Source organism: Nonomuraea sp. H19 (assembly GCF_052068215.1).
Taxonomy (GTDB): Bacteria; Actinomycetota; Actinomycetes; order Streptosporangiales; family Streptosporangiaceae; genus Nonomuraea.
Map to the genome: position 1 here is coordinate 58,517 of NZ_JBQHCV010000010.1, position 20,964 is coordinate 79,480.

The 20,964-nt window shown below is 70.6% G+C and carries 17 protein-coding genes; 14 read left to right on the forward strand and 3 right to left on the reverse strand.

Annotated features, from left to right (window positions below):
• Nucleotides 1-32: 32 nt before the first annotated feature.
• Both aroC and ACTMTI_RS23000 read right to left on the reverse strand, forming a co-directional pair.
• Nucleotides 33-1,208, reverse strand: a complete 1,176-nt coding sequence (gene aroC / locus ACTMTI_RS22995) for a chorismate synthase (RefSeq protein WP_441122818.1) — start codon at nucleotides 1,206-1,208, stop codon at nucleotides 33-35.
• A gap of 120 nt (nucleotides 1,209-1,328) precedes the next feature.
• Complete coding sequence (locus tag ACTMTI_RS23000; protein ID WP_441122537.1) at nucleotides 1,329-2,204, reverse strand: LysR substrate-binding domain-containing protein; 876 nt, start codon at nucleotides 2,202-2,204, stop codon at nucleotides 1,329-1,331.
• A 66-nt stretch (nucleotides 2,205-2,270) separates the two neighbouring features.
• Here ACTMTI_RS23000 and ACTMTI_RS23005 point away from each other — a divergent pair, with 66 nt between their 5' ends.
• The 7 genes from ACTMTI_RS23005 to ACTMTI_RS23035 all read left to right on the forward strand — a co-directional run bounded on the left by ACTMTI_RS23005 (nucleotide 2,271) and on the right by ACTMTI_RS23035 (nucleotide 10,901).
• Entirely contained in the window at nucleotides 2,271-2,564 is a 294-nt protein-coding gene (locus ACTMTI_RS23005; protein WP_441122538.1) for a hypothetical protein, read from the forward strand.
• 153 nt (nucleotides 2,565-2,717) lie between these two features.
• The gene (locus ACTMTI_RS23010) at nucleotides 2,718-2,882 is read left to right on the forward strand and encodes a hypothetical protein (RefSeq protein ID WP_441122539.1); all 165 of its coding nucleotides are present in this window, start codon (nucleotides 2,718-2,720) and stop codon (nucleotides 2,880-2,882) included.
• Nucleotides 2,879-5,137: a TOMM precursor leader peptide-binding protein gene (locus ACTMTI_RS23015; protein ID WP_441122540.1), complete on the forward strand. Its 2,259-nt coding sequence runs from the start codon at nucleotides 2,879-2,881 to the stop codon at nucleotides 5,135-5,137. The genes ACTMTI_RS23010 and ACTMTI_RS23015 overlap by 4 nt, the downstream gene beginning before the upstream one ends.
• A 32-nt stretch (nucleotides 5,138-5,169) precedes the next feature.
• Complete coding sequence (locus tag ACTMTI_RS23020) at nucleotides 5,170-6,645, forward strand: SagB/ThcOx family dehydrogenase (protein WP_441122541.1); 1,476 nt, start codon at nucleotides 5,170-5,172, stop codon at nucleotides 6,643-6,645.
• Between the two features lie 93 nt (nucleotides 6,646-6,738).
• Complete coding sequence (locus ACTMTI_RS23025) at nucleotides 6,739-9,105, forward strand: sensor histidine kinase (protein ID WP_441122542.1); 2,367 nt, start codon at nucleotides 6,739-6,741, stop codon at nucleotides 9,103-9,105.
• Between the two features lie 167 nt (nucleotides 9,106-9,272).
• A complete protein-coding gene (locus tag ACTMTI_RS23030) occupies nucleotides 9,273-9,884 on the forward strand; it encodes a response regulator transcription factor (protein ID WP_441122543.1) in 612 nt (203 codons plus the stop codon).
• Nucleotides 9,885-10,901, forward strand: a complete 1,017-nt coding sequence (locus ACTMTI_RS23035) for an ArsR/SmtB family transcription factor (RefSeq protein WP_441122544.1) — start codon at nucleotides 9,885-9,887, stop codon at nucleotides 10,899-10,901.
• Between the two features lie 175 nt (nucleotides 10,902-11,076).
• Here ACTMTI_RS23035 and ACTMTI_RS23040 read toward each other — a convergent pair whose 3' ends face one another.
• On the reverse strand, nucleotides 11,077-12,138 hold the full coding sequence (locus ACTMTI_RS23040) for a pectate lyase family protein (RefSeq protein ID WP_441122545.1): 1,062 nt from the start codon (nucleotides 12,136-12,138) through the stop codon (nucleotides 11,077-11,079).
• Nucleotides 12,139-12,621: 483 nt separating this feature from the next.
• On the opposite strand from ACTMTI_RS23040, the gene ACTMTI_RS23045 reads away from it, so the two are divergent.
• The 7 genes from ACTMTI_RS23045 (at nucleotide 12,622) to ACTMTI_RS23075 (ending at nucleotide 20,947) form a co-directional block, all read left to right on the forward strand.
• Nucleotides 12,622-13,959 (forward strand): ABC transporter substrate-binding protein, encoded by a 1,338-nt coding sequence (locus tag ACTMTI_RS23045; protein ID WP_441122546.1) that lies wholly within the window; start codon nucleotides 12,622-12,624, stop codon nucleotides 13,957-13,959.
• The gene (locus ACTMTI_RS23050) at nucleotides 13,959-14,912 is read left to right on the forward strand and encodes a carbohydrate ABC transporter permease (RefSeq protein WP_441122819.1); all 954 of its coding nucleotides are present in this window, start codon (nucleotides 13,959-13,961) and stop codon (nucleotides 14,910-14,912) included. The genes ACTMTI_RS23045 and ACTMTI_RS23050 overlap by 1 nt, the downstream gene beginning before the upstream one ends.
• Nucleotides 14,905-15,768: a carbohydrate ABC transporter permease gene (locus tag ACTMTI_RS23055; RefSeq protein ID WP_441122547.1), complete on the forward strand. Its 864-nt coding sequence runs from the start codon at nucleotides 14,905-14,907 to the stop codon at nucleotides 15,766-15,768. The genes ACTMTI_RS23050 and ACTMTI_RS23055 overlap by 8 nt, the downstream gene beginning before the upstream one ends.
• Nucleotides 15,769-15,873: 105 nt before the next feature.
• Complete coding sequence (locus ACTMTI_RS23060) at nucleotides 15,874-16,758, forward strand: PmoA family protein (protein WP_441122548.1); 885 nt, start codon at nucleotides 15,874-15,876, stop codon at nucleotides 16,756-16,758.
• The gene (locus tag ACTMTI_RS23065) at nucleotides 16,755-18,002 is read left to right on the forward strand and encodes an ROK family protein (protein WP_441122549.1); all 1,248 of its coding nucleotides are present in this window, start codon (nucleotides 16,755-16,757) and stop codon (nucleotides 18,000-18,002) included. The genes ACTMTI_RS23060 and ACTMTI_RS23065 overlap by 4 nt, the downstream gene beginning before the upstream one ends.
• A gap of 146 nt (nucleotides 18,003-18,148) precedes the next feature.
• Complete coding sequence (locus ACTMTI_RS23070) at nucleotides 18,149-18,352, forward strand: DUF5708 family protein (protein WP_441122550.1); 204 nt, start codon at nucleotides 18,149-18,151, stop codon at nucleotides 18,350-18,352.
• Nucleotides 18,353-18,616: 264 nt separating this feature from the next.
• Entirely contained in the window at nucleotides 18,617-20,947 is a 2,331-nt protein-coding gene (locus tag ACTMTI_RS23075; RefSeq protein ID WP_441122551.1) for an ATP-binding protein, read from the forward strand.
• The last annotated feature ends 17 nt before the right edge of the window (nucleotides 20,948-20,964 follow it).

Genomic DNA, 20,964 nt, shown 5'->3' on the forward strand with positions numbered 1-20,964 from the left:
GGTCCCGGCTTTCGCCTGTCATGGCGCGGCCGTCACGAAATGGGCAGGTGGGCCAGATAGCCCTGGACGTTGCGGCGGGTCTCGGCCACCGAGTCGCCGCCGAACTTCTCCGCCACCGCGTCCGCCAGCACCAGCGCCACCATGGCCTCGGCCACGATCCCGGCGGCCGGCACCGCGCACACGTCCGAGCGCTGGTGGTGGGCCTGGGCCGGGCCGCCGGTGGTGACGTCCACGGTGGCCAGCGCCCTGGGCACGGTCGCGATCGGCTTCATCGCCGCCCGCACCCGCAGCGGCTCGCCCGTGCTCAGGCCGCCCTCGGTGCCGCCGGCGCGCCCCGACGTACGCCGGACGCCCTCGGGAGTCGGCACGATCTCGTCGTGCGCCCGCGAGCCCGGCACCCTGGCCAGGCCGAACCCGTCACCCAGGGCGACGCCCTTGATCGCCTGGATGCCCATGAGCGCGGCGGCCAGCCGGGCGTCGAGGCGCCGGTCCCAGTGCACGTGGGAGCCGAGCCCGACGGGGACGCCGTAGGCCAGGACCTCGACCACGCCACCCAGCGTGTCACCGTCCTTGCGCGCCCTGTCGATCTCGGCGACCATCGCCTCGCTCGTGTCCGCGTCCAGGCAGCGCACCGGATCCGCGTCCAGCCTCCCGGCGTCCCTTGGGACGGGCAGGCGGCCGTCGGGGGCTCTCACGGTGGACAGTTCCACGACATGGGAGACGATCTCGATGCCGGCCGTCTCCATGAGATAGGAGCGGGCCACGGCTCCGAGCGCCACGCGGGCGGCCGTCTCACGCGCGCTGGCTCTTTCCAGCACGGGTCTGGCCTCGGTGAATCCATACTTCTGCATGCCTGCCAGATCGGCGTGACCCGGGCGGGGGCGGGTCAGCGGGGCGTTGCGGGCCAGCCCGTTCAACGTGTGCGCGGCCACCGGGTCGGCCGCCATGACCTGTGCCCATTTCACCCACTCGGTGTTGCCCACCATGATGGCCACCGGCGAGCCCAGGGTCAGCCCGTGCCGGACGCCGCCGAGGAAGGTCACCTCGTCCTTCTCGAATGTCATCCGGGCGCCCCGGCCGTGGCCGAGCCTTCTGCGGGCAAGCGCTCTCGCCACCATCCCGGTGGTGACGGGCACCCCGGCGGGGAGCCCTTCCAGCGTCGCCACCAGGGCCGGGCCATGCGATTCTCCGGCGGTCAGCCAGCGCAGTCTGCTCAACGGGTCTCTCCTTCGCTCAAGATCACGCGCCCCGCGGATCCGGGGCACTTCGTCGTACGGGTCCCGCGGCGTGGAACGAGGTCCCGCCCGGGACCGGTCATCGGCGGCCGTTCACTCGGCGAACGGGTAGCCGCGCAGGGCGTTCTGGAGGGCCTTCTTGGCGATCTCGACGAAGCCGGGCGTCGCCGAGCCGGTGGAGACCGCCATGGTCACCGGGATGGGACCGGGCGGGTCCGGCAGCGAGAACCGGACCGTTCGCGGCAGGCCCCACAGCTCGTCCCCGTTGGCGATGAGACAGGCCACGCCCAGCCCGGCCTTGGCCGCCGCGCGTAAGCCGACCAGCTCCGACCCCTCGTAGGCGACCCGCCACGGCACGTCGGAGGCGTCGAACGCCTCCAGGATGCGGCTGCGCAGCGTGCACGGCTCGGTGAAAAGGGTCAGCGGCAGCGCCGCGCCCTCACCGTGCGCCGGCTGGCCGAACCAGTCCATGCGCATGCGGCCGAGCTCGTGGTCGGTCGCCGAGGCCCGCGGGGAACGCGGCTGGAGCAGCAGCGCCAGGTCCAGCTGACCGGTGGTCACCTGGCTCTCCAGCGACTCGCTCAACCCGGTCCGCACGCTGACCTGGGCGTGCGGCATACCCCTGGTGAGCAGCCGCAGGATGTCCGGCAGCGCCTCCGCGAGCTGGTCCCCGATGCCGATCGACACCCGTACGTTCCCCGCGGGCGGCACGAACCGGTCGACGGCCTCGTCGTTGAGCGCCACGATGCGGCGGGCGTACCCGAGGAGTTCCTCGCCCTGAGGACTGAGCCGCAGCTCGCGCCCGGTGGAAATGAAGATGGGGCCCTTGATGAGGTTGCCGAGCTGGCGAATTTGCTGGCTGACGGCGGGCTGGGTCACGTGCAACGCCTCCGCCGCCCGCCGGAAACCGCCGAGATCGACCACTGTCACCAGGGCCCTCAGTCGATTGACCTGCAGATCGTGATACATTTTGCCTCTCGCGTTCCAGTGAATTCTTGTTTCCAGGGTGAATAGTGAAAGCCGCCGGGGAGCGGCGTGGCCGGCTCCCCGGAGTTTCTCGGTTTTCCCGTCCACATCACCTCCCGCAGGCGAATCCGCCGCATCTCCCGATCGGAAACCCGCGGCCACCAGGGCGGCGAGCAGGTTTCCGCCGGTCAGTACGGCAGCGGGACGCCGCTGGGAGTGCGCGTGTCGAGGTCGCGGGAATTTCCAGTGCCGGAGCTCGACTTCTTCTTCGACAGGCGGATCGTGCGGTTTTTCTGTGATCTGCTGATCTGGACCTGTTTCATGATCTCCCCCAATCTTTCGATATGGACGCGGCGAGCCTAGGCCGGGCGAAGCGGGGGAGCCTACACATATGACCACGAGGCGAGTGTGAATTCTTCACACTCCAGAAGTGACGCGAAAACTATGCCCGCCGGGGCCGGCGATCCAGACTCATGGTTCGTCGGCACGAACACCCGGACCCCAAGGGGGGCAGCGATGGCAACCACGCTGGATTACACCGACTGGCGCGTCACCGAGTTCGTCATGAAATCCTGGGCCGAGCGACGTCCGGCCACCAGGCACGTCGAGGACCTCGTCGTCATCGAGCACCTCGACCGCCCCACTCCCGGCTGTTACGCGCTGCCCTCCTTCACCGGGTGAGCACCGTGGACGTGGCGAATCCTCCGCTGATCGGCTTCAAGCGCCACCTGCGAGCGGCCACTGTTCCCGGAGAGGCGGTCTACCTCACCTCCGCGCGAGGCACGATCGTCCTCTCCGGAGCGCGAATCCAGGTGCTCGCCCCGCTGCTGGACGGCAGCCGCAACCTGGCCGAGGTGCAGGAGCACGCCGAGCTCTCGCCGGCCGAGCTGGGACAGCTTCTCGGCAAGCTGGCGCGGGCCAACCTGGTCGGCCCCCGCCGGCCCGCCGCGCCCACGAGCGACGCCGCGGCCGAGGCGTACTGGGATCTGGCCCGCATGGACGCCGACCAGGCCATCTCGGGCCTGACCCAGGCGTCCGTCGAGCTCGTCGCGCTGGGCGGCGTCGACACCGGGCAGGCGGCCGAGGCCCTGCGGTCCATGGACGTCACCGTCGGCGAGGGCTCCGCGGCCTTCTCCCTGGTGCTCTGCGACGACTATCTCGACCCCGAACTGGAGCGGGTCAACGCGCGCCGGCTGGCGGACGGCCGCTGCTGGCTGCTGGCCAAGCCGACGGGCGCCGACCTGTGGATCGGCCCGGTCTTCCAGCCGGGGACGGGTCCCTGCTGGTGCTGCCTGGCGACCAGGCTGCGCGGGCACCGGCGCGGTGAGACGTGGCTGCGCAACGCGCTGAGCGACCTGGTCAGCCCGCCGGAGGCGTCGCTGCCGCTCACCCGCGCGCTGGGCCTGCAGTTCGCGGCCCTGGAGACGGCCAAGTGGCTGGCCGGGTCGCGCGACGAGAGGCAGAGCACCGTGTGGACGCTGGACACGCTGTCCCTCGAGGGCGGGCGCCACCGGGTCGACAGGCGCCCGCAGTGCCCGGCCTGCGGCGACTCCGGCCTGGTCGCGACGCGTGTGAGCCGGCCCGTGGCCGTCGTCTCCAGGGACAAGACGGCCGCCGGCGGCAACGGTCATCGCGCGCTGGCCCCCGAGCAGGTGTGGGACCGGTACCGTCACCTGGCCGACCCCGTCACCGGCATCACCGAGGAGATCCAGCGCGACCCTCGCAGCCCGGCCTTCGTGCACTGCTATCTGTCGGGGCCGAACCTGGCCCTCACCGACGACAGCCTCTCGGCGATCAGGGCGGGACTGCGGCAGCAGAGCGGCGGCAAGGGCAGCACCGACCTGGAGGCCAAGGTCGGCGCGCTGTGCGAAGCGGTGGAGCGGTACAGCGGCGCGCGGATGGGGGACGAGCCGACGGTGCGGGCCAGCTACCGTGACCTGGGCGCGCGCCGGGCGGTGCATCCGGACGCCTGCCAGCTCTTCGACCGGCGGCAGTTCCTCGACCGCGACGGCTGGAACGAGGCGAACATGGCCTTCCACCGCGTTCCCGAACCCTTCGACGACGATGAGGTCATCGACTGGACCCCCGTCTGGTCGCTCACCGCGAACCGGCACCGCCTGCTCCCCACCGACCTGCTCTACTTCACCAGGAACGGCCACGGGTCGCTGCGCGCCGACTCCAACGGCAACGCCGCGGGCGCCAGCCCGGAGGACGCGATCGTCCAGGGCTTCCTCGAATTGGTCGAGCGCGACGGGGTAGCGCTGTGGTGGTACAACCGCACCCGTCAGCCCGCCGTGGACCTCGACTCGTTCAACGACCCGTGGATCGCCGACCTGCAGCAGCGCTACCAGAGCGTCAACCGCGAGCTCTGGGTCCTCGACATCACCTCCGACCTGGGCATCCCGGTCATGGCGGCGATCTCCCGGCGGGTCGACAAGCCTGCCGAGGACATCATGCTGGGCTTCGGCGCCCACTTCGACCCGCGCGTGGCCGCGCGCCGCGCCCTGACGGAGCTGGGGCAGCTGCTGCCGTCCGTCGTGGCCGCCCGCGCCGACGGCACCGGCTACGGCCAGACGGAACACCACATCCAGCACTGGTGGCGGACGGCCACGACGGCGAACCAGCCTTACCTCCGCCCCGACGCCGGCCAGCCCCCGAAAGACCTGGCAGGGTACGCCTACACCCCGCGCGGCGACCTGCGCGACGACATCGAGCACCTGCTCGGCCTGGCCCGCGGGCGAGGCCTGGAGGTCCTCGTCCTCGACCAGACCCGCCCCGACATCGGCATGCCGGTGGTCAAGGTCATCGTCCCCGGCCTGCGGCACTTCTGGGCGCGGTTCGCCCCGGGCCGGCTCTACGACGTGCCGGTCCGCCTCGGCCGGCTCGCCGCGCCCACGGCGTACGAGGATCTCAATCCCATCCCACTGTTCCTGTGAAACAGCTCTCGACCCGAATCAGGAGTAGCGCTATGCCCGGCGGGCCCTTCCCCCTGTGGTCCTTCCGTGAGGACGTCTATGTCGAGCCGGTGCCGCACCGGGGGATCGTGATGGTGCACAACCGCTGGGAGGACACGTCCCTGCCGAGCCCGAGGCCCGCCGTGCTGGAGGCGATGCGGCGGATGAGCCTGGGGCCGATCTCCCTCGACAACGTGATCCGCGAGGACGCCGACAGGCGGGAGCTGGCCGCGCTCCTCGACCGGCTGCAGCACCTCGTGGTGCGCTCCTTCGGCCTGGACCCGGAGCAGCCGCTGATCTCGGTGATCCCGCTCACCCAGCAGGCGCGCTTCCGGCTCCCCGACACGCCTCTGGTCCACCCGGTCCGCCTGTCCAAGTTCGCGCTGATCAGAACCGACGGGAACCAGTGCTACATCGAGTCGCCGCTGTCGCTGCACCGCGTCATCCTGCACCGGGCCGACGCCATGGCCCAGATCGGCGCGCTGATGCGGCCGGCCGTCCCGGCGGAGCAGGACCCCGACTCGGTGATCACCTACCTGATGGCCGCGGGGATGGCGGTGCAGGCCGAGGAAGGGGATCCGTTCCAGCCGATGCGCTTCGCCGAGGACCGCGACCCCGCCCTGGTCGCCTGGTCGCCCTTCGACCTCATGTTCCACACGCGCTCCACGCTGGGCAGGCACGACCACGACTTCGGGGCGACCTATCCCCTGGGCGAGCAGTGGAGCGTCGAGCCGGTGGTGAAGCCGCGCTCCGCCGAGGCCGCCATCCCGCTGCCGCGACCCGCGTGGGACCGGCTGGTCGCGGCCGACCCGCCGCTGACCACCGCGGTGGAGGCCACCGAACCCGGCCGCCACTACGCCGGGCAGCCGCTGACGGCGGAGGAGCTCGGGGAGCTGCTGTACCGGACGGCCCGGGTGCGGTCGCTGATCGGCTCGTCGCTGGAGAGCTCGACCACCGCGACCAGCGACCGGCCGTACGTGAGCAGCGGCGGCTGTTACGAGCTGGAGCTGTACGCGACCGTCGACAGGTGTGCCGGCGTCCCGCGCGGCGTCTACCACTACGATCCCTTCGGCCACCGGCTCGAAACCATCCCGGCCGACCCGGCGGGCGCGGACGAGCTGCTGGAGACCGGCAGGGTGGCGGCCAGCCTGGCGGGCACACCGCCCGTCCTCCTCACCATCACCGCGCGCTTCCGCCGGGTGTCGTGGAAGTACGACGGGCTGAGCTATTCGCTGGTGCTCAAGAACGTCGGCGCGCTGACCCAGACGCTGTCCCTGGTGAGCACCGCCATGGGCCTGGCCGCCTGCCGGATGGACAGCGGCGACACCGACACGGCGCCCCGCGTGCTCGGCCTCGACTGGCGCGTGGAGTCGAGCGTCGGCGGCTTCGTCGTCGGCCACCGCGCCCAGCCGGACTACGAAGGACCGGCGGAGCGGTACGCGGTCAACGACGCCGAGTGGGTGTCCAGGGCTCAGGCTGCGCTGGCCTGAGCTGGACCTACCGCCGGTGTTTCGCCTGTTATACATTGCGTGCGGACCCCGGCTGGCGACGAGGGGCACCGTCGGACTTCGGAGGAGAAGTCGATGGCTGGAGACGCCGGTTTTCCGCACCGCTGGCTGGCGCGGCTGGTCCCCAGATCTCACGGGGAAGCCCGGGCAGGTGGACTCGGCGCGCTGAGAATGGCGCGCGCTGTGACCGCCGCGGTGCTGTTCGGCTACGTGGTCAACGTCTCGGTCTTCGTCTGGGTGGGCGGCCTGCGCGGGCTGGGGCTGGCGGGCTTCGGCCTGTGCCTGGCCGTCGTGTTCCTGCTGCAGCTCGCGCACTCGACGGGCGACACCCTGGCGTGGACGGTGCGGACGCGGGCCCTGACCCTGTCGGCCCAGGCCGTGGTGACGTTCACGCCCTTCCTCTGGGTCGGCCCGCAGGCCGGGACCATCGCGGGCTTCCTGGCCGGGTCCATGCTGCTGGCCGTGGCGGGTCCGCTCCGATGGGGGCTCTACGCGGCCGTCGGCGGCGGGGTGCTGCTCGCGCTGTGGAGCCAGGTCGCCGCGGTGGGGTTGCTCTACGCCGTGTACTTCACGCTGCTGACCGGGCTGATGGTGTACGGCGTCAGCTCGCTGGCGACGCTGGTGGACATGGTGCACGCGGCGCGCGGCGAGCTGGCCAGGATGGCCGTGGTGCAGGAGCGCCTGCGGGTCGCCCGCGACCTGCACGACCTGCTGGGGCACGACCTGTCGGCGATGACGGTGAAGAGCGAGCTGGCCTACCGGCTGCTGCCCGGCGCCGCCGAGCGGTCCCGCCAGGAGCTGCAGGACGTGCTGGCGGTGGCCCGCCGGTCACTGGCGGACGTGCGCGTGGTGGCGGGCGGCTACCGGCCCATGTCGCTGGCCGCCGAGCTGGCCTCGGCCGAGTCCATGCTGGTGGCCGCCGAGATGCGGGTACGGGTCCGCTGCTCCGCGGAGAACCTGCCCGAGGGGCTGGAGACCGTGCTCGCGGTGGTGCTGCGTGAAGCCGTCACCAACGTGCTGCGGCACAGCAAGGCGCAGCGCTGCGAGATCGAGGCGGCGGTGGACAAGGGCCGCGTGCGGCTGTGCGTGGGCAACGACGGGGTGGAGCCGCCGCCCAGCGCGACCCCGTGCGGAAACGGCTCAGGACTGGGCAATCTCGGCGTGCGGCTGGCGGCCATCGGCGGCACGCTGGCGATCCGGATCGAGGATGGCTGGTTCCGGCTGACGGCGGAGGCCCCGCTGGCGGGCGGGACGGCCGAGCGCCCCCCGGAGGAGGCCGCTCCGCCGGGCGAGGTGGCCGCCCAGCCGTGGCACCTGCGGGTGGCCCGGCTCATCACCGTCGTGGTGCTGACCGGCTACGGCCTGCTGCTCGTGGTGAACGTGCTCGCGCTGGAGCAGCCCGTGCTGGAGCTGGCCGGCTTCGCCGGGTGCGTCGCGATACTGGTCGGCGCGCAGATCGTGCTGTCGCTGCGGGACCCGCGGTCGTGGCCGGTGTGGGCCCGGGGCGGGACGCTGGCGTTGCAGGGGGCGGTCACGGTGCTGCCGCTGTTGTGGATCGGCACGCCGTGGGGGTCGATAGGCGGCTTCCTGGCCGGATCGTTGCTGCTCGCGCTGGCCGGGCGGCGGCGGTGGGCCCTGTACGCGGCGGTCGGCCTGGGCGTGCTCCTGCTGTCCCTGGCCGATGGGCAACCGGTGGAGTGGAGCGCCTATCTGACGATCTCCACGCTGCTGACCGGGCTCGTGGTGTACGGCATCAGCTCCCTGTCCGGCCTGGTGAAGCAGGTGGACCAGGCCCGCGGCGAGCTGGCCAGGATGGCGGTGACGCGCGAGCGCCTGCGGGTCGCCCGCGACCTGCACGAGTTGCTCGGACACGACCTGTCGGCGATGACTGTCAAGAGCGAGCTGGCCGTCCGCCTGCTCCCCCGGTTCGCGGGGCGGGCCAAAGCCGAGATCGCGGACGTGCTGGACATCGCCCGCCGGGCGGTCGCGGGCGTGCGCGCGGTGGCCAGCGGCTACCGGCACATGTCCCTGGCCGCGGAGGTCGACTCGGCCGTGTCCACGCTGACGGCCGCCGGGATCGACGTCCATGTGGACGTTCCGGTGGACGCGATCCCCGATGAGCTGGACGCGGTGCTCGCGATGGTGCTGCGCGAGGCCGTCACGAACGTGCTGCGCCACAGCGACGGCACCGAGTGCCGGATCGCGGCGGAGGCGGCCGGGCACGAGGTGCGGCTGAGCGTCTCCAACGACGGCGCCCCGCCGAGCCGGCTCCCCGTGCTGGAGGGCGGCACCGGCCTGGGCGATCTGGCGGCGCGCCTGCGGGCCATCGGCGGGCGGCTGGCGGCCGGGGCCGGGGCCGGTGAGGGGACGTTCCGTCTCGTGGCGGTCGCATCCGCAGAGACCCTGCTCACGCGGGCTGACAGCCGCGGTGACCAGCAGTAAGGGTCCGGCGGCATTGCCTCTTGCCCGGGGATGAGTACCATTCGGGACAGCATTCGGTCGGCCCCGGGGCCTGACCCGATGGCGGCGAGGGCACTACGGCGGACGACGCCACACCCGGTCGCACGATGGCGGGGACCCTCGTTCCGCGTGGATAGAGGGAAGGGACATTGCTGTCGCTGAGGATCCTCCTCGCCGAGGACGTGCACATGGTGCGCGGCGCGCTTGCCGCGCTGCTCGATCTGGAGCATGACCTGACCGTGGTGGCCCAGGTCGACAGCGGCGACAAGATCGTTCCGGTCGCGCTGGAGACGCGCCCCGACGTCGCGATCATCGACGTCGACCTGCCGGTGCTCGACGGCCTGTCCGCTGCCGAGGAGCTGCACGCGAAGCTGCCGACCTGCCGCACGCTGATCCTCACCGGTCTGGGCCGTCCCGGCACGCTGCGCCGGGCGCTGTCGGTGTCGGTGTCCGGCTTCCTCCTCAAGGACCAGCCCGCCGACCGGCTGGCCCAGGCGGTCCGCGAGGTGGCCGCGGGGCGGCGCATCGTGGACCCGCAGCTCGCGCTGACCGCGTGGGACGTCGGGGAGATGCCGCTGTCGGGGCGGGAGATCCAGGTGTTACGGCTGGCCGCGGGCGGCGCCGAGCCGCCGGAGATCGCGGCCGCCATGCACGTGTCGGTGGGGACGGTGCGCAACTACCTCACGAAGATCGTCACGAAGCTGAACGCCAGGAACCGGGTCGACGCCATCCGCATCGCCACCGAGGCGGGCTGGATCTGAGTGCTCAGGATTCACTTCACGCGCGAGGATCTGCTCAGGACGCGCATCGCTCCCGCCGCCAATCCCTTCTGGGAAATGGTGTTCAGCCGGCTCCGGCTCACCGAGTCCGACCCGCCGGTGTTCATGCGTTCGTGGTCGGATCAGCTGCGGTCCAGGCGCGCCCGGCTGCGGACCGGAGAGCAGGTGCTGGCCGCGCTCAGCCCGTCCGGCCCGTACTTTCCCGACTTCATCACTCCCGCGGAAGGGCTCCAGGGGTTCGACGCCGGCGTGGAGGCGATCCTGAGCACGCCGCGCAAACGGCTGCGCCGCGAAATGGGGATGCTGGCCGAATGGTCGCCGGTGCCGCCGTGGGGACGGCGGCTGGCCGACGGCGAAACCGCGACGTTGACGAGGTTGGCCGCGGCGTTGCGGACGTACCACGCGACGGCGATCGAGCCCTACTCCGACCTCATCCAGGCGAGAATCGAGGCCGAGCGGGCCGGCCGGGCGCGCGACATGCGCGAAGGCGGTCCCGAGGGCCTTCTGAACGGGCTGGCGCCGCTCATGCGGTGGCGCGCGCCCGTCCTCGAAGTGCGTTATCCCGTCGACCGCGATATGCACCTCCAGGGCCGCGGCCTGTTGTTGGTGCCCTCGTTTTTCTGCAGGCATACTCCGGTCGCCCTGGTCGACCCGGAGTTGCCGCCCACTTTGGCGTATCCGATCGGTCCTCGCTCACATTGGCCGGCCACCGCGCACCATTCCCTCGCGGTTTTGCTGGGCGCCACCCGGGCGACGGTGCTCGCCGCCATCGGCGATGGCGCGACCACGACCGAGCTCGCCCGGCGCGCCGCGACGTCGCTCCCGTCGGTCAGCCGGCACACCCAGGTGCTCCGCGACGCCGGGCTGATCGAGACCGAGCGGCGGGGCGGCGCGGTGGTGCACACGCTCACGTCCCTGGGAAGCGCCCTGCTGGCGGCCCCCCGCGAAACACGCGAGCGGCCGCCTTTTCACCAGGGCGCAAAGGCTGGCGGGCGATGAAACGCGAGCAACATAATGACGCGTGACGTGACCGGGACTTATGGGGCGTGCGGCCGCGAAGACGGCGGTCTTCTCGAATACGGCTGAGCGGCTCGCACGGGGGCAGCCGCTTCAGAGCGCACGCCTGACGGCCCGGCCGCTCCCGGGGTGGGTTCCCCCGGGAGCGGCCCCATGTTCAGGCGCCGATGTTGCCCTGCGGCCCCGTGTAGGCCCGGAGCAGGGCCGGCACGTCGGCCGCCGGGTCGAGGGTGTAGGAGTAGAAGCTCTTGGGGTCGAACGCGCTGCCCTTCTCCTTGACCTTCCCGTTGCCCCACGTGCTGTTGACCACGATGTTGCCGCGCTGCACCAGCTCGCCCGCCTCGACGTAGTACGGGTCGCGCACGGTGTCGTAGTAGCTGTTCTCGATGACCGCCTTCGTCAGGCCGCGCACGAAGTTGCCGTACCCGGTGATGTTCTGCAGGTGGTTGTTGTACATGTGCAGGTTGGCGATGTTGTCCGCGCTCGGGTTGCGCGACTTGGTGTTCTGGAACCAGTTGTGGTGGATCGTGATCTGGGACGTGACGTTGCTCGTCCAGCCGATCCCGAAGGTCTTGTTGTTGTTGAGCAGATGGTTCCAGGACACGGTGAGGTTGGTGGTGTCCTTGCGGCTGTCGATGAGGCCGTCGTTCATGCTGGACAGCCGGTTGTGGTCGATCCAGATGTAGTCGGCCGTGTCGAGCTGGATGGCGTCGTAGTCGTAGGCGTCGTCGCCGGGGTCGTCGTCGGGCATGAGCGTGTCGCGGATGGTCAGGTTGCGGATGATCACGTTGTGCACGCCCGCGCGCAGGAAGAAGCCGCCGCCGACGATATGGCCGCTGGTGCCCGCGCCGATGATGGTCTTGTTCGACGCGACCCGCAGCTCCGTGCCCTTCGGGGTGATGTCGATCCTGCCCGCCACCCGGATGATGTACGGTTCGGCGGCGGTCACGTACTTGTTGAGCTCGGCCTGCGTGGTGACCGTGACGGTCTTGCCGCCGGCGCCGCCGGTCGTGGGCCCGCGGCCGAGGCCGGGCAGGGCGGCGAAGCCGTCGGGGGTGTCCGGCCAGATCCGCGGCCCCGTTCCGGGGGGCGACAGCTGCTGCAGCGCCTGCCGCGGACCGGCGTCGGCGCCGGCGGGGGCGGTGACGGTGAGGGCCGCGAACAACGGCAGGGCCAGCACGGCGGCGGCGCGGCGGGGGCTGGACGCTGACGATCTCACGAGGATTTCTTCCTTTCCTGGGGGGCGGGCAAGGCGGATCCGTGAGGTTGGCTGGAGCCAGGCATGCGAAACGGGGTCAGTGGGCCCTGGAAAGTGACGGCGTGAGCCTCACGCCCTGCCCCGCAGGCCGTGAGGGCGCGAATCCCGGCGCCGCCCTCGCCTGATCGGGGGGTTGCGCCCTCACTGTAAGTAGGCGCTGAAGGCGAGTCAATGGCTGGCGCCCGTATTTGTTTCACCGGTTGACGTAACTGGAAATGCCGTCGTAACGTGACCTTCGACATCGGACGCACCGCCTGCCACCGCAGGTCACGTCCGTTGGGCGGCGCGCGTGGCCGCCGTGTGACGCGGTGTCCCGGCTCCGGTCCGCCGGCGGTCATACGCGTCGAGGACTCCCCGCCGAGCACTCGCAGTCGAACTCCCCGTATCCCGAACCCCCCACCCTCGCCGGCCCGCCCGGCGATCTCGCGAAGGGACCGCGCCCAGATGACCGATCGACCCGCACGAGCGACCCGGATGGCGTTGAGCCGCCGGAACCTGGTGAAGCTGGCCGGGCTATCCGGCCTCAGCGCCGGCCTGGCCGCGTGTGGCCGTGGATTCGGCGGCGGCGGCGACGCATCCGGGGGCGGAGGCGTACAGCTGAACATGGTCTGGTGGGGCGACGCCAACCGGGCCAAGCTGACCCAGGCCGCGCTGGACATCTTCAAGAAGAAGAATCCCGGCATCACGGTGAAGACCGAGTACCAGGACAGCGGGCCGTACAAGGACAAGCTGGCCACGCGCTTCGCTGCCGGAAACCCGCCGGACCTCATGATGATGCGCATGGACAGCCTGCGGGAGTACGCCGACCGCGGAGCCCTGCTCAACCTCAAGGACCACGCCGGCGCGGTGGACACCTCAGGGCTGAGCGAGAGCGCCATCAGTCTCGCGACCGTCGGTGACAAGATCTACGGCATCCCCTCCGGCCTGAACACCATCGGCTTCGTGGTCAACAAGACGCTGACCGACAAGTACGGTGTGGCGATCCCGGACGGCGCCACCTGGAGCTGGGAGGATCTGTCCGCGTTCGCCAAGAAGATCACCGAGGCCAGCGGCAAGAAGGTGTACGGCACCCACTTCAGCACCTACACCCTGGCCAACGTCATCGCGTTCGTCCGCCAGAACGGCGAGGACTTCTACACCGCCGACGGTCAGCTGGGTGCGAGCGAGGCCACGCTCACCGCCTGGTTCGACATGTTCGAGAAGATGCGCGCCACCGGCGCCGTACCACCGGCCGGTTTCATCGACCCCAACACCGGGTCCTCGGCGGACCAGTCCTACCTGGCGAAGGGATCGATCGCCGCGCAGATCATCCCCACCAACAACCTGGCGGCCTACAACACCGCCGCGGGCGGCAACCTGGTGCTCCTGCGCCTGCCGGGTGAGACCACCTCCAAGCGGCGCGGCCAGTCGATCGACACCCCGGCGCTGTGGTCGGTCGCCGCCCAGTCCAAGCACCCCGCCGAGGCGCTGAAGCTGCTGCAGTTCCTCATCAACGACCCCGAGGCCTCCAAGGCCATGGGCACGACCCGCGGCGTCCCGGCCAACGGGAAGATCGCCGAGGAGATCAAGCCCTCGCTCTCCAAGGACGACCAGCTGGCCACCGACTTCCTCGTCGGGCTGCAGAAGGAGACGCTGCCGCGCTCCTACGCCTATCCGCCCGGCTCCAGCGCGATCCAGACCGCTCTGCAGTCGATCTCCACCGAGGTGGAGTTCAAGCGGATGACTCCCCAGGAAGGCGCCAAGAAGGTCATCGAAGAGGGCAGGAAGGCGCTCAGCGGGTGATGCGCGAGAGAGTGCTGGACCGGCCAACCGCAGAGCCCGCGGTCACGGCCGCGGACGCCGGGGCGGGCCGGCGGCGGACGAAGCCGCCGCAGGACCGGGCCGGGTACGTGTTCCTGCTGCCGTGGTTCATCGGGATGCTGTTCACCGTCATCCCGTTCTTCGCCTCGCTCTACCTGGCCTTCACCGACTACAACCTGCTCAACGCGCCCAAGTGGATCGGCCTGGACAACTTCACGGAGATGCTCGGCGACCCGGTGCTGCACCAGTCGCTGAAGGTCACCTTCATCTACACGTTCGTGTCCGTGCCGCTGTCGCTGGTAGCGGCGCTCGGCGTGGCGATGCTGCTCAACCGCGGCGTACGGGGCCTGCCCGTCTATCGGGCGATCTTCTACCTGCCGTCCCTGCTCGGCGGCAGCGTCGCGATCGTGCTGCTGTGGCGCTACATCTTCGGCCTCGACGGCGTCGTCAACGGCTTCCTCGCCTGGTTCGGCATCGACGGGCCCGGCTGGACGTCCGACCCGGACTACGCCCTCACCACGCTGATCGTGCTGCACATCTGGACGTTCGGCTCACCGATGGTGATCTTCCTGGCCGGGTTGCGGCAGATTCCCGGCATGTACTACGAGGCCGCCGCCATCGACGGGGCCGGCCGGTGGAGGCAGTTCCGGTCGATCACTCTGCCCCTGCTGAGCCCGATCATCTTCTTCAACCTGATCCAGTCCCTGATCTCGTCCTTCCAGACCTTCACTCAGGGATTCATCATGAGCGGAGGCAGCGGCGGGCCCGCCAACTCCACGCTCTTCTACAACCTGTACCTCTACCAGCAGGGCTTCTCGCAGTTCAACATGGGCTACGCGTCGGCCATGGCGTGGATGTTGCTGGTGATCATCGCGGCGTTCACCGCGATCAACTTCCTGGCCGCGAAGTATTGGGTCTTCTATGACAATGACTGAAGAGGAAAGTTTCATCGAGCGCGTGGGACGGACCCGCCGGTCCCGGTACGTCAAGCACATGGTCTTGTGCCTGGCCGGCGCGGTCATGATGTACCCGCTGCTGTGGATGATCTCCAGCTCGGTCAAACCCGATGGGCTGATCTTCACCGACCTGTCGCTGTGGCCGGCCGAATGGGACCTGAGCAACTACGCCGACGGCTGGACCGCCTTGGAGCAGCCGTTCTCCGTCTATCTGGCCAACTCGTTCGTGATCGTCGTGTTGAGCATCATCGGGAACCTGGTGTCCTGCTCGCTGGCGGCCTACGGCTTCGCCCGACTGAAGTTCACCGGCCGCAAGCTGTTCTTCACGCTGATGCTCGGCACCATGATGCTGCCCGGGCACGTGCTGCTGGTGCCGCAGTACATCGTGTTCGCCAAGCTCGGCTGGCTCAACACCTATTACCCGTTGCTGGTGCCGAACTTCCTGGCCACGAACGCGTTCTACATCTTCCTGATGGTGCAGTTCATGCGCGCCCTGCCCAAGGAGCTCGACGACGCCGCCAGGATCGACGGCTGCGGGCCGTTCCGCACCTTCTGGAAGGTGATCATGCCGCTGTGCATGCCGGCGTTCGCGACCACGGCGATCTTCACGTTCATCTCGGTGTGGAACGAGTTCTTCGGTCCGCTGATCTACCTGACCGACTCCGAGTTGTACACGGTGCCCCTGGCGCTGCGGCAGTTCATCGACTCCGAGGGTCAGTCGCAGTGGGGGCAGATGTTCGCCATGTCGTTCCTGTCGCTCGCCCCGGTCATCGGCTTCTTCATCGCCGGGCAGAAATACCTGGTCAAGGGCATCGCCACGACAGGTCTCAAATAGGGATCACAGGCCCGCGGATCGCGGAACTGGGGAAGCCGGGAAGTGTCGTACGCTCAGCAGGAAGATTCCCTCAGCCTCATTGCGACGAGAGGCGGCGATACGATCATGCATGCTCCCGGCGTCCCCCCGATGCTCGCCGACCGGCCACGCGGCGTCGCCGCGCTGCGCCTGCGCGGGCGCGACGTCGTTCACTACGTTTGGGAGCCCGACCTGCCCTTGTCCGCCTCACCGCGCCCCTACCTGCATCCGGTACGCACGCTGGGCGGCGTCACCGTGACCGACGCCGCGCCGGACTCGCATCCCCACCAGTTCGGGATCAGCGTCGCCGCCCCCGACGTCGACGGGAGCAACTTCTGGGGCGGGCGCACCTTCGTGGCCGGCCACGGCCCCGCCTGGCTCGACAACCACGGCACGCAGTGCCACCAGCGGTGGCTGCGCCGCACCAGCACCGAGCTGGCCCACACCCTGCGCTGGGCCGGCCCCCACGACACGACGCTGCTGTGGGAGCAACGCTCGATCACCTGCCGCGTGGTGAGCGAGACCGCGTGGTCGCTGAGCATCCGCACCCAGCTCACCAACGCCATGGACCGGCCTCTGTCCCTCCGCAGCCCGGCCGCGCTGGGCCGGGTCGGCGCCGGCTACGGCGGCATCTTCTGGCGCGGCCCCGCCATCGACGACGCCGCCCGGGTCCTCAGTCCCGCCGGCACGGACGTCCACCGGGTGCACGGCCAGTCCTCCCCCTGGATCGCCGTCACCGGCGGTTCCTGGACGATGATCTTCGCGCCCGCGGACGAGGTCACGGCGCGGGACAGATGGTTCGTCCGCGCCCGCGACTACCTCGGCGTCTGCTCGTCGCTGACCTGGGACGAGCCACTGGTGCTGGCGCCGGGCGAGACCATCGACCGGCACGTCGTGGCCGTGGTGGCCGACGGCGCCGTCTCCCCCGCGACGGCCGCCGACCTCGCCGGCGCAGCCCGGTCGGCGCTATGAGCGCGCAGGTCCGGCCCAGCCGGCCCCGGCAACCCGAACGCCCCGTCCGGCAGGAGAACCTGCGCACCCTCAACCTCGAACTGGTCTTCCGGCACATCGTCGCGGCCGGCGGCCCCATCTCCCGCACCGAGCTGGCCACGAGCACCGGCCTGACGCGCCCCACCATCACGCGCATCGCCGAGGAGCTGCTGGCCGGCCAGCTCATCACCGAAGGCGGTCCCGCGCACAACGGGCGCGCGGGGCGTCCCCGCGTCGGCCTGACCCTGTCCGAGAAGGGGCCCGCGGGCCTGGGTCTCGACATCCGCGCGGACGGCCTGGCGGCCTGCATCGTGGACCTCACCGGCACCGTGCGCCACCTGGCCTTCGCGCCGTCGGCCGGCCGCGACGCCCCCGACGTCCTGGCCGGCCTGGCCCACATGGCCGATGCCGCGATCGACGCCATCACCGCCGAGGACCTCACCGTCGTCACCGCGACCCTCGCCGTCCCCGGCCCGGTCCACGCCGGGATCGTGCAGTCCGCGCCCGCGCTCGGCTGGCGCAACGTCGACGCGGGGGCGCTGCTGCGCGGCGCCACCCGGCATCTCGACCTGCCGATCACCGTCGACAACGAGGCCAACCTCGCCGCGCTCGGCGAGCTCTACGCCAGCGACAACACGCTCAGCAGCTTCGTGTACGTCTCCGGCGGGCTCGGCATCGGCGCGGGCATCGTCCTGGACGGGCAGCTCATGCGCGGCGCCCGCGGCTGGAGCGGCGAGCTGGGGCACGTCACGGTCCATCCCGAGGGCGAGCCGTGCCCGTGCGGGTCGCGCGGCTGCCTGCAGACCTACGCGAGCCTGCCGGCCATCCTCAGCGACGAGCCCGTGCCGGCCGGCACCACCCCCGATGCCGCGATCACCGGCTGGGCGGAGGCGGGCAGACCCGCCACGCTGGCCGCCCTCGACAGCGCCGGCACCGCGCTGGGCATCGCCCTGTCCGACATGCTCAACATCCTCGACATCGACACCGTCCTGCTGGGCGGCAGCTTCTCGCTGCTGGCCTCGTGGCTCACCGCGAACGCCCGGGCGGAGGTGCAGCGGCGGGTCCTCACCGCCACCTGGGCGCCCATCACCATCCGGCCCGCCCTGCTGGGCCCGGACGCCGCCGTCATCGGCGCCGCCCTGACGTCGATCGACCAGATCCGGCAGCATCCGACGACGTGGCTCGCCTTGCGGCCCTCCCACTCCCGCCCCACCGCCCCCGCCTGATCCGGGGGCTCGGCACGCGCCCGCGTCATCCGGCGCCGTCATCCGAAAGATGTACGCCGATCTCCTCAGACCGCAGGAAGCCTCCGGAGGCCGCCCTTCACTAGCGTGGCCGCCGTACGAATCACTCATGATCGAAAGAGGCTCGCATGACATCCGCCCGGAAGACGCTTCTCACCGGCCTGGTCGTCTTCGTGGCCGGGCTGGCGCTGTGGCTGTTCGGGCTCGACGAGGAGATCTTCATCTTCACCCCGTCGAAGGCCGGCGTGGTGATGATGGTGCTGGGCGGGCTGGAGTTCCTGTACGGGGTCTACAAGGCCGTACGCGGCGACGAGCCGGAGCGCTCGTCATGAGGTCAAGCCTTGGCAAGGATCCCTAGGACAACCCTTTGACCCGGCGGCCCGGAACAGCCGGGCGACGCCGCCGGCGGTCCATTCTTTGCGGGATTTTGCATCGAAGGGGACATGCGCTTGGCCGATGAGGATCCGGCGAGCGGGGCGGGGGGAACCGCCGCGGTGCTGCGGGTGCTGCAAAAAACGGTCCAGACATAACCTGGAATATGGCGACAGGGGCACTGGTGGGAGGGTGACCCGAGCGCCTGAGCCGTTGGAGCGAGCATGGCCGTTGCCGCACCGAATGTTTCGAGCGGTAGCCGGCTGCCTGCGGAACTCAACAGTTTCGTCGGCCGCCGGCACGAGATAGCCGAGGTCAAGCGGCTTCTTTCGGAAGCCAGGCTGGTGACCCTGGTCGGCGTGGGCGGAGTCGGCAAGTCCCGGCTGGCCCTGCGGGTGGCGTTCGACGTGCGGCGCACCTTCCCCGACGGCGTGTGGCTGGTCGAGCTCGCGGCGCTGGAAAGCCCGGAACTGCTCGTCCAGGCGGTGACCGAAACCCTGGAGGTCCAGGACCGTTCCGTACGCGCGCCGATCGACGTGCTCGTGGACCACCTGCGCGACAAGCACCTGCTTGTGATCCTCGACAACTGCGAGCACCTGCTGGAGGAGTCCGCCGCCGTGGTGGAGACGCTGATGCGCTCCTCGTCCGGCCTGCACATCCTGGCGACCAGCCGGCAGGCGCTCGGCGTCGTGGGCGAGCGCACGATGCCCGTGCCGACGATGGCGGTGCCGGAGATCAACGGATCACGGCCCTCCACCGAGGCCTTGAGGCAATCGGACGCGGTGCGGCTGTTCACCGAACGGGCGCAGGCCGTGCTGCCTGCCTTCGAGGTCACCGACGCCAACCGGGACAGCGTGGCGGCGATCTGCCGGTGGCTGGACGGCATCCCGCTCGCCATCGAGCTGGCGGCGGTCCGGCTGCGGGCACTGTCGGTCCAGCAGCTGCTGGACCGGCTGGACGATCGGTTCCGGCTGCTCACGATGGGTGTGCGGACCGCCCTGCCCCGACAGCAGACGTTGCGGGCGCTGATCGACTGGAGCTACACCCTGTGCACCGATCAGGAACGGCTGCTGTGGCACCGGCTCGCCGTGTTCTCCGGCGGCCTGGACCTGGAGGCGGCCGAGCAGGTGTGCGCGGGGGAAGGCATCGAGCCCGACGAGATCATGGACCTGGTGAACGGGCTGGTGGACAAATCCGTCCTGACCCGCGAGGAGCAGGGGACGGCGGTGCGCTACCGGTTGCTGGAGACGATCCGCCAGTACGGCCGCGACCGGCTGCAGGAATCAGGCGACGAGGCAGCGTTGAAGGCCCGGCATCGCGACTGGTGCCAGGACCTCGCGACCCGGGCGCAGCACGGCTGGTACGGCCCCGGCCAGGTGGGCTGGTTCACCCGCCTGCGCGCCGACCACGGCAATCTCCGCACCGCCCTGGAGTTCTGCCTCGCCACGCCCGGCGAAACGGGGCCCGGTCTGGCGATCGCCACGGCGTTGCGCTTCTACTGGATCGCGGCCGGCTCGCTGCGCGAGGGCCGCGGCTGGCTCGACCGCCTGCTCGCCGCCGACCCCACACCGACTCCGGCCCGCGCCAGGGCCCTCTTGGTCAACGCGCGGCTGGCGGTCCTGCAGAGCGACTTCACGGTGATGGCGCCGATGCTGGAGGAGGTCCGGGACCTCGAGCGGCGCTTCGACGACGCGGCACTGCTGGCCGGGGTCGACTACGTCGCCGGGCTGGCGGCGCTGATCCAGCGGGACCCCACCGCCGCGGTGGACCTCCTCGGCGCGGCGCTCGACGGCAACCGCCAGGTGGACGATGAGATGGGCGTGGTGAACTCACTGATGTACCTGGCCACCGCCAACTCGCTCAGCGGCGATACCGATCGGGCTCTCGCGCAGTTCGAGGAGTGCCTGACCATCTGCGAGGGCCGCCAGGAGAACTGGTTCAGGTCGTACACGCTGTGGCTGTACGGGATCGAGACGTGGAAGCACGGCGACACGGCGCGGGCGGTCGAGATGGAGCGCGAGGCGATCCGGCTCAAGCAGCCCTTCAACGACCGGCTGGGCATCTCCCTGTGCATCGAGGCGCTGGCGTGGATGGCCGCGAGCGAGGACGCCGAGCGGGCCGTCGTGCTGTTCGGCGCGTCGCAGGAGAGCTGGCGGTCGTTCGGCGGGCCGCTCTTCGGCTACCTGTCCGGCTACCACGACGCCGCCGAGATGGTGGCGCGGGAACGCCTCGGCAGCAAGAGGTTCGACGTCGCCTTCCACAAGGGCACCGTGCTCGCGGTCGCCGAGGCGATCGCGTACGCCATAGGCGAGGGCACGCCGGCGGAGAAGCCGTCGAGCGAGCCGTCGCCGCTGACCAAGCGGGAAAGGGAGATCGCTCGGCTCGTCGCCAAGGGCATGAGCAACAAGGAGATCGCGGCCACGCTGGTGATCGCGCAGCGGACCGCCGAAGGGCATGTCGAGCACATCCTGTGCAAACTCGGGTTCAATTCGCGGGCCCAGATCGCCGCGTGGGTGGCGGCACAGGAAGATCATCTTCCCGGGAGTTCCTCATGATGCCGAGCGCCGGTCTC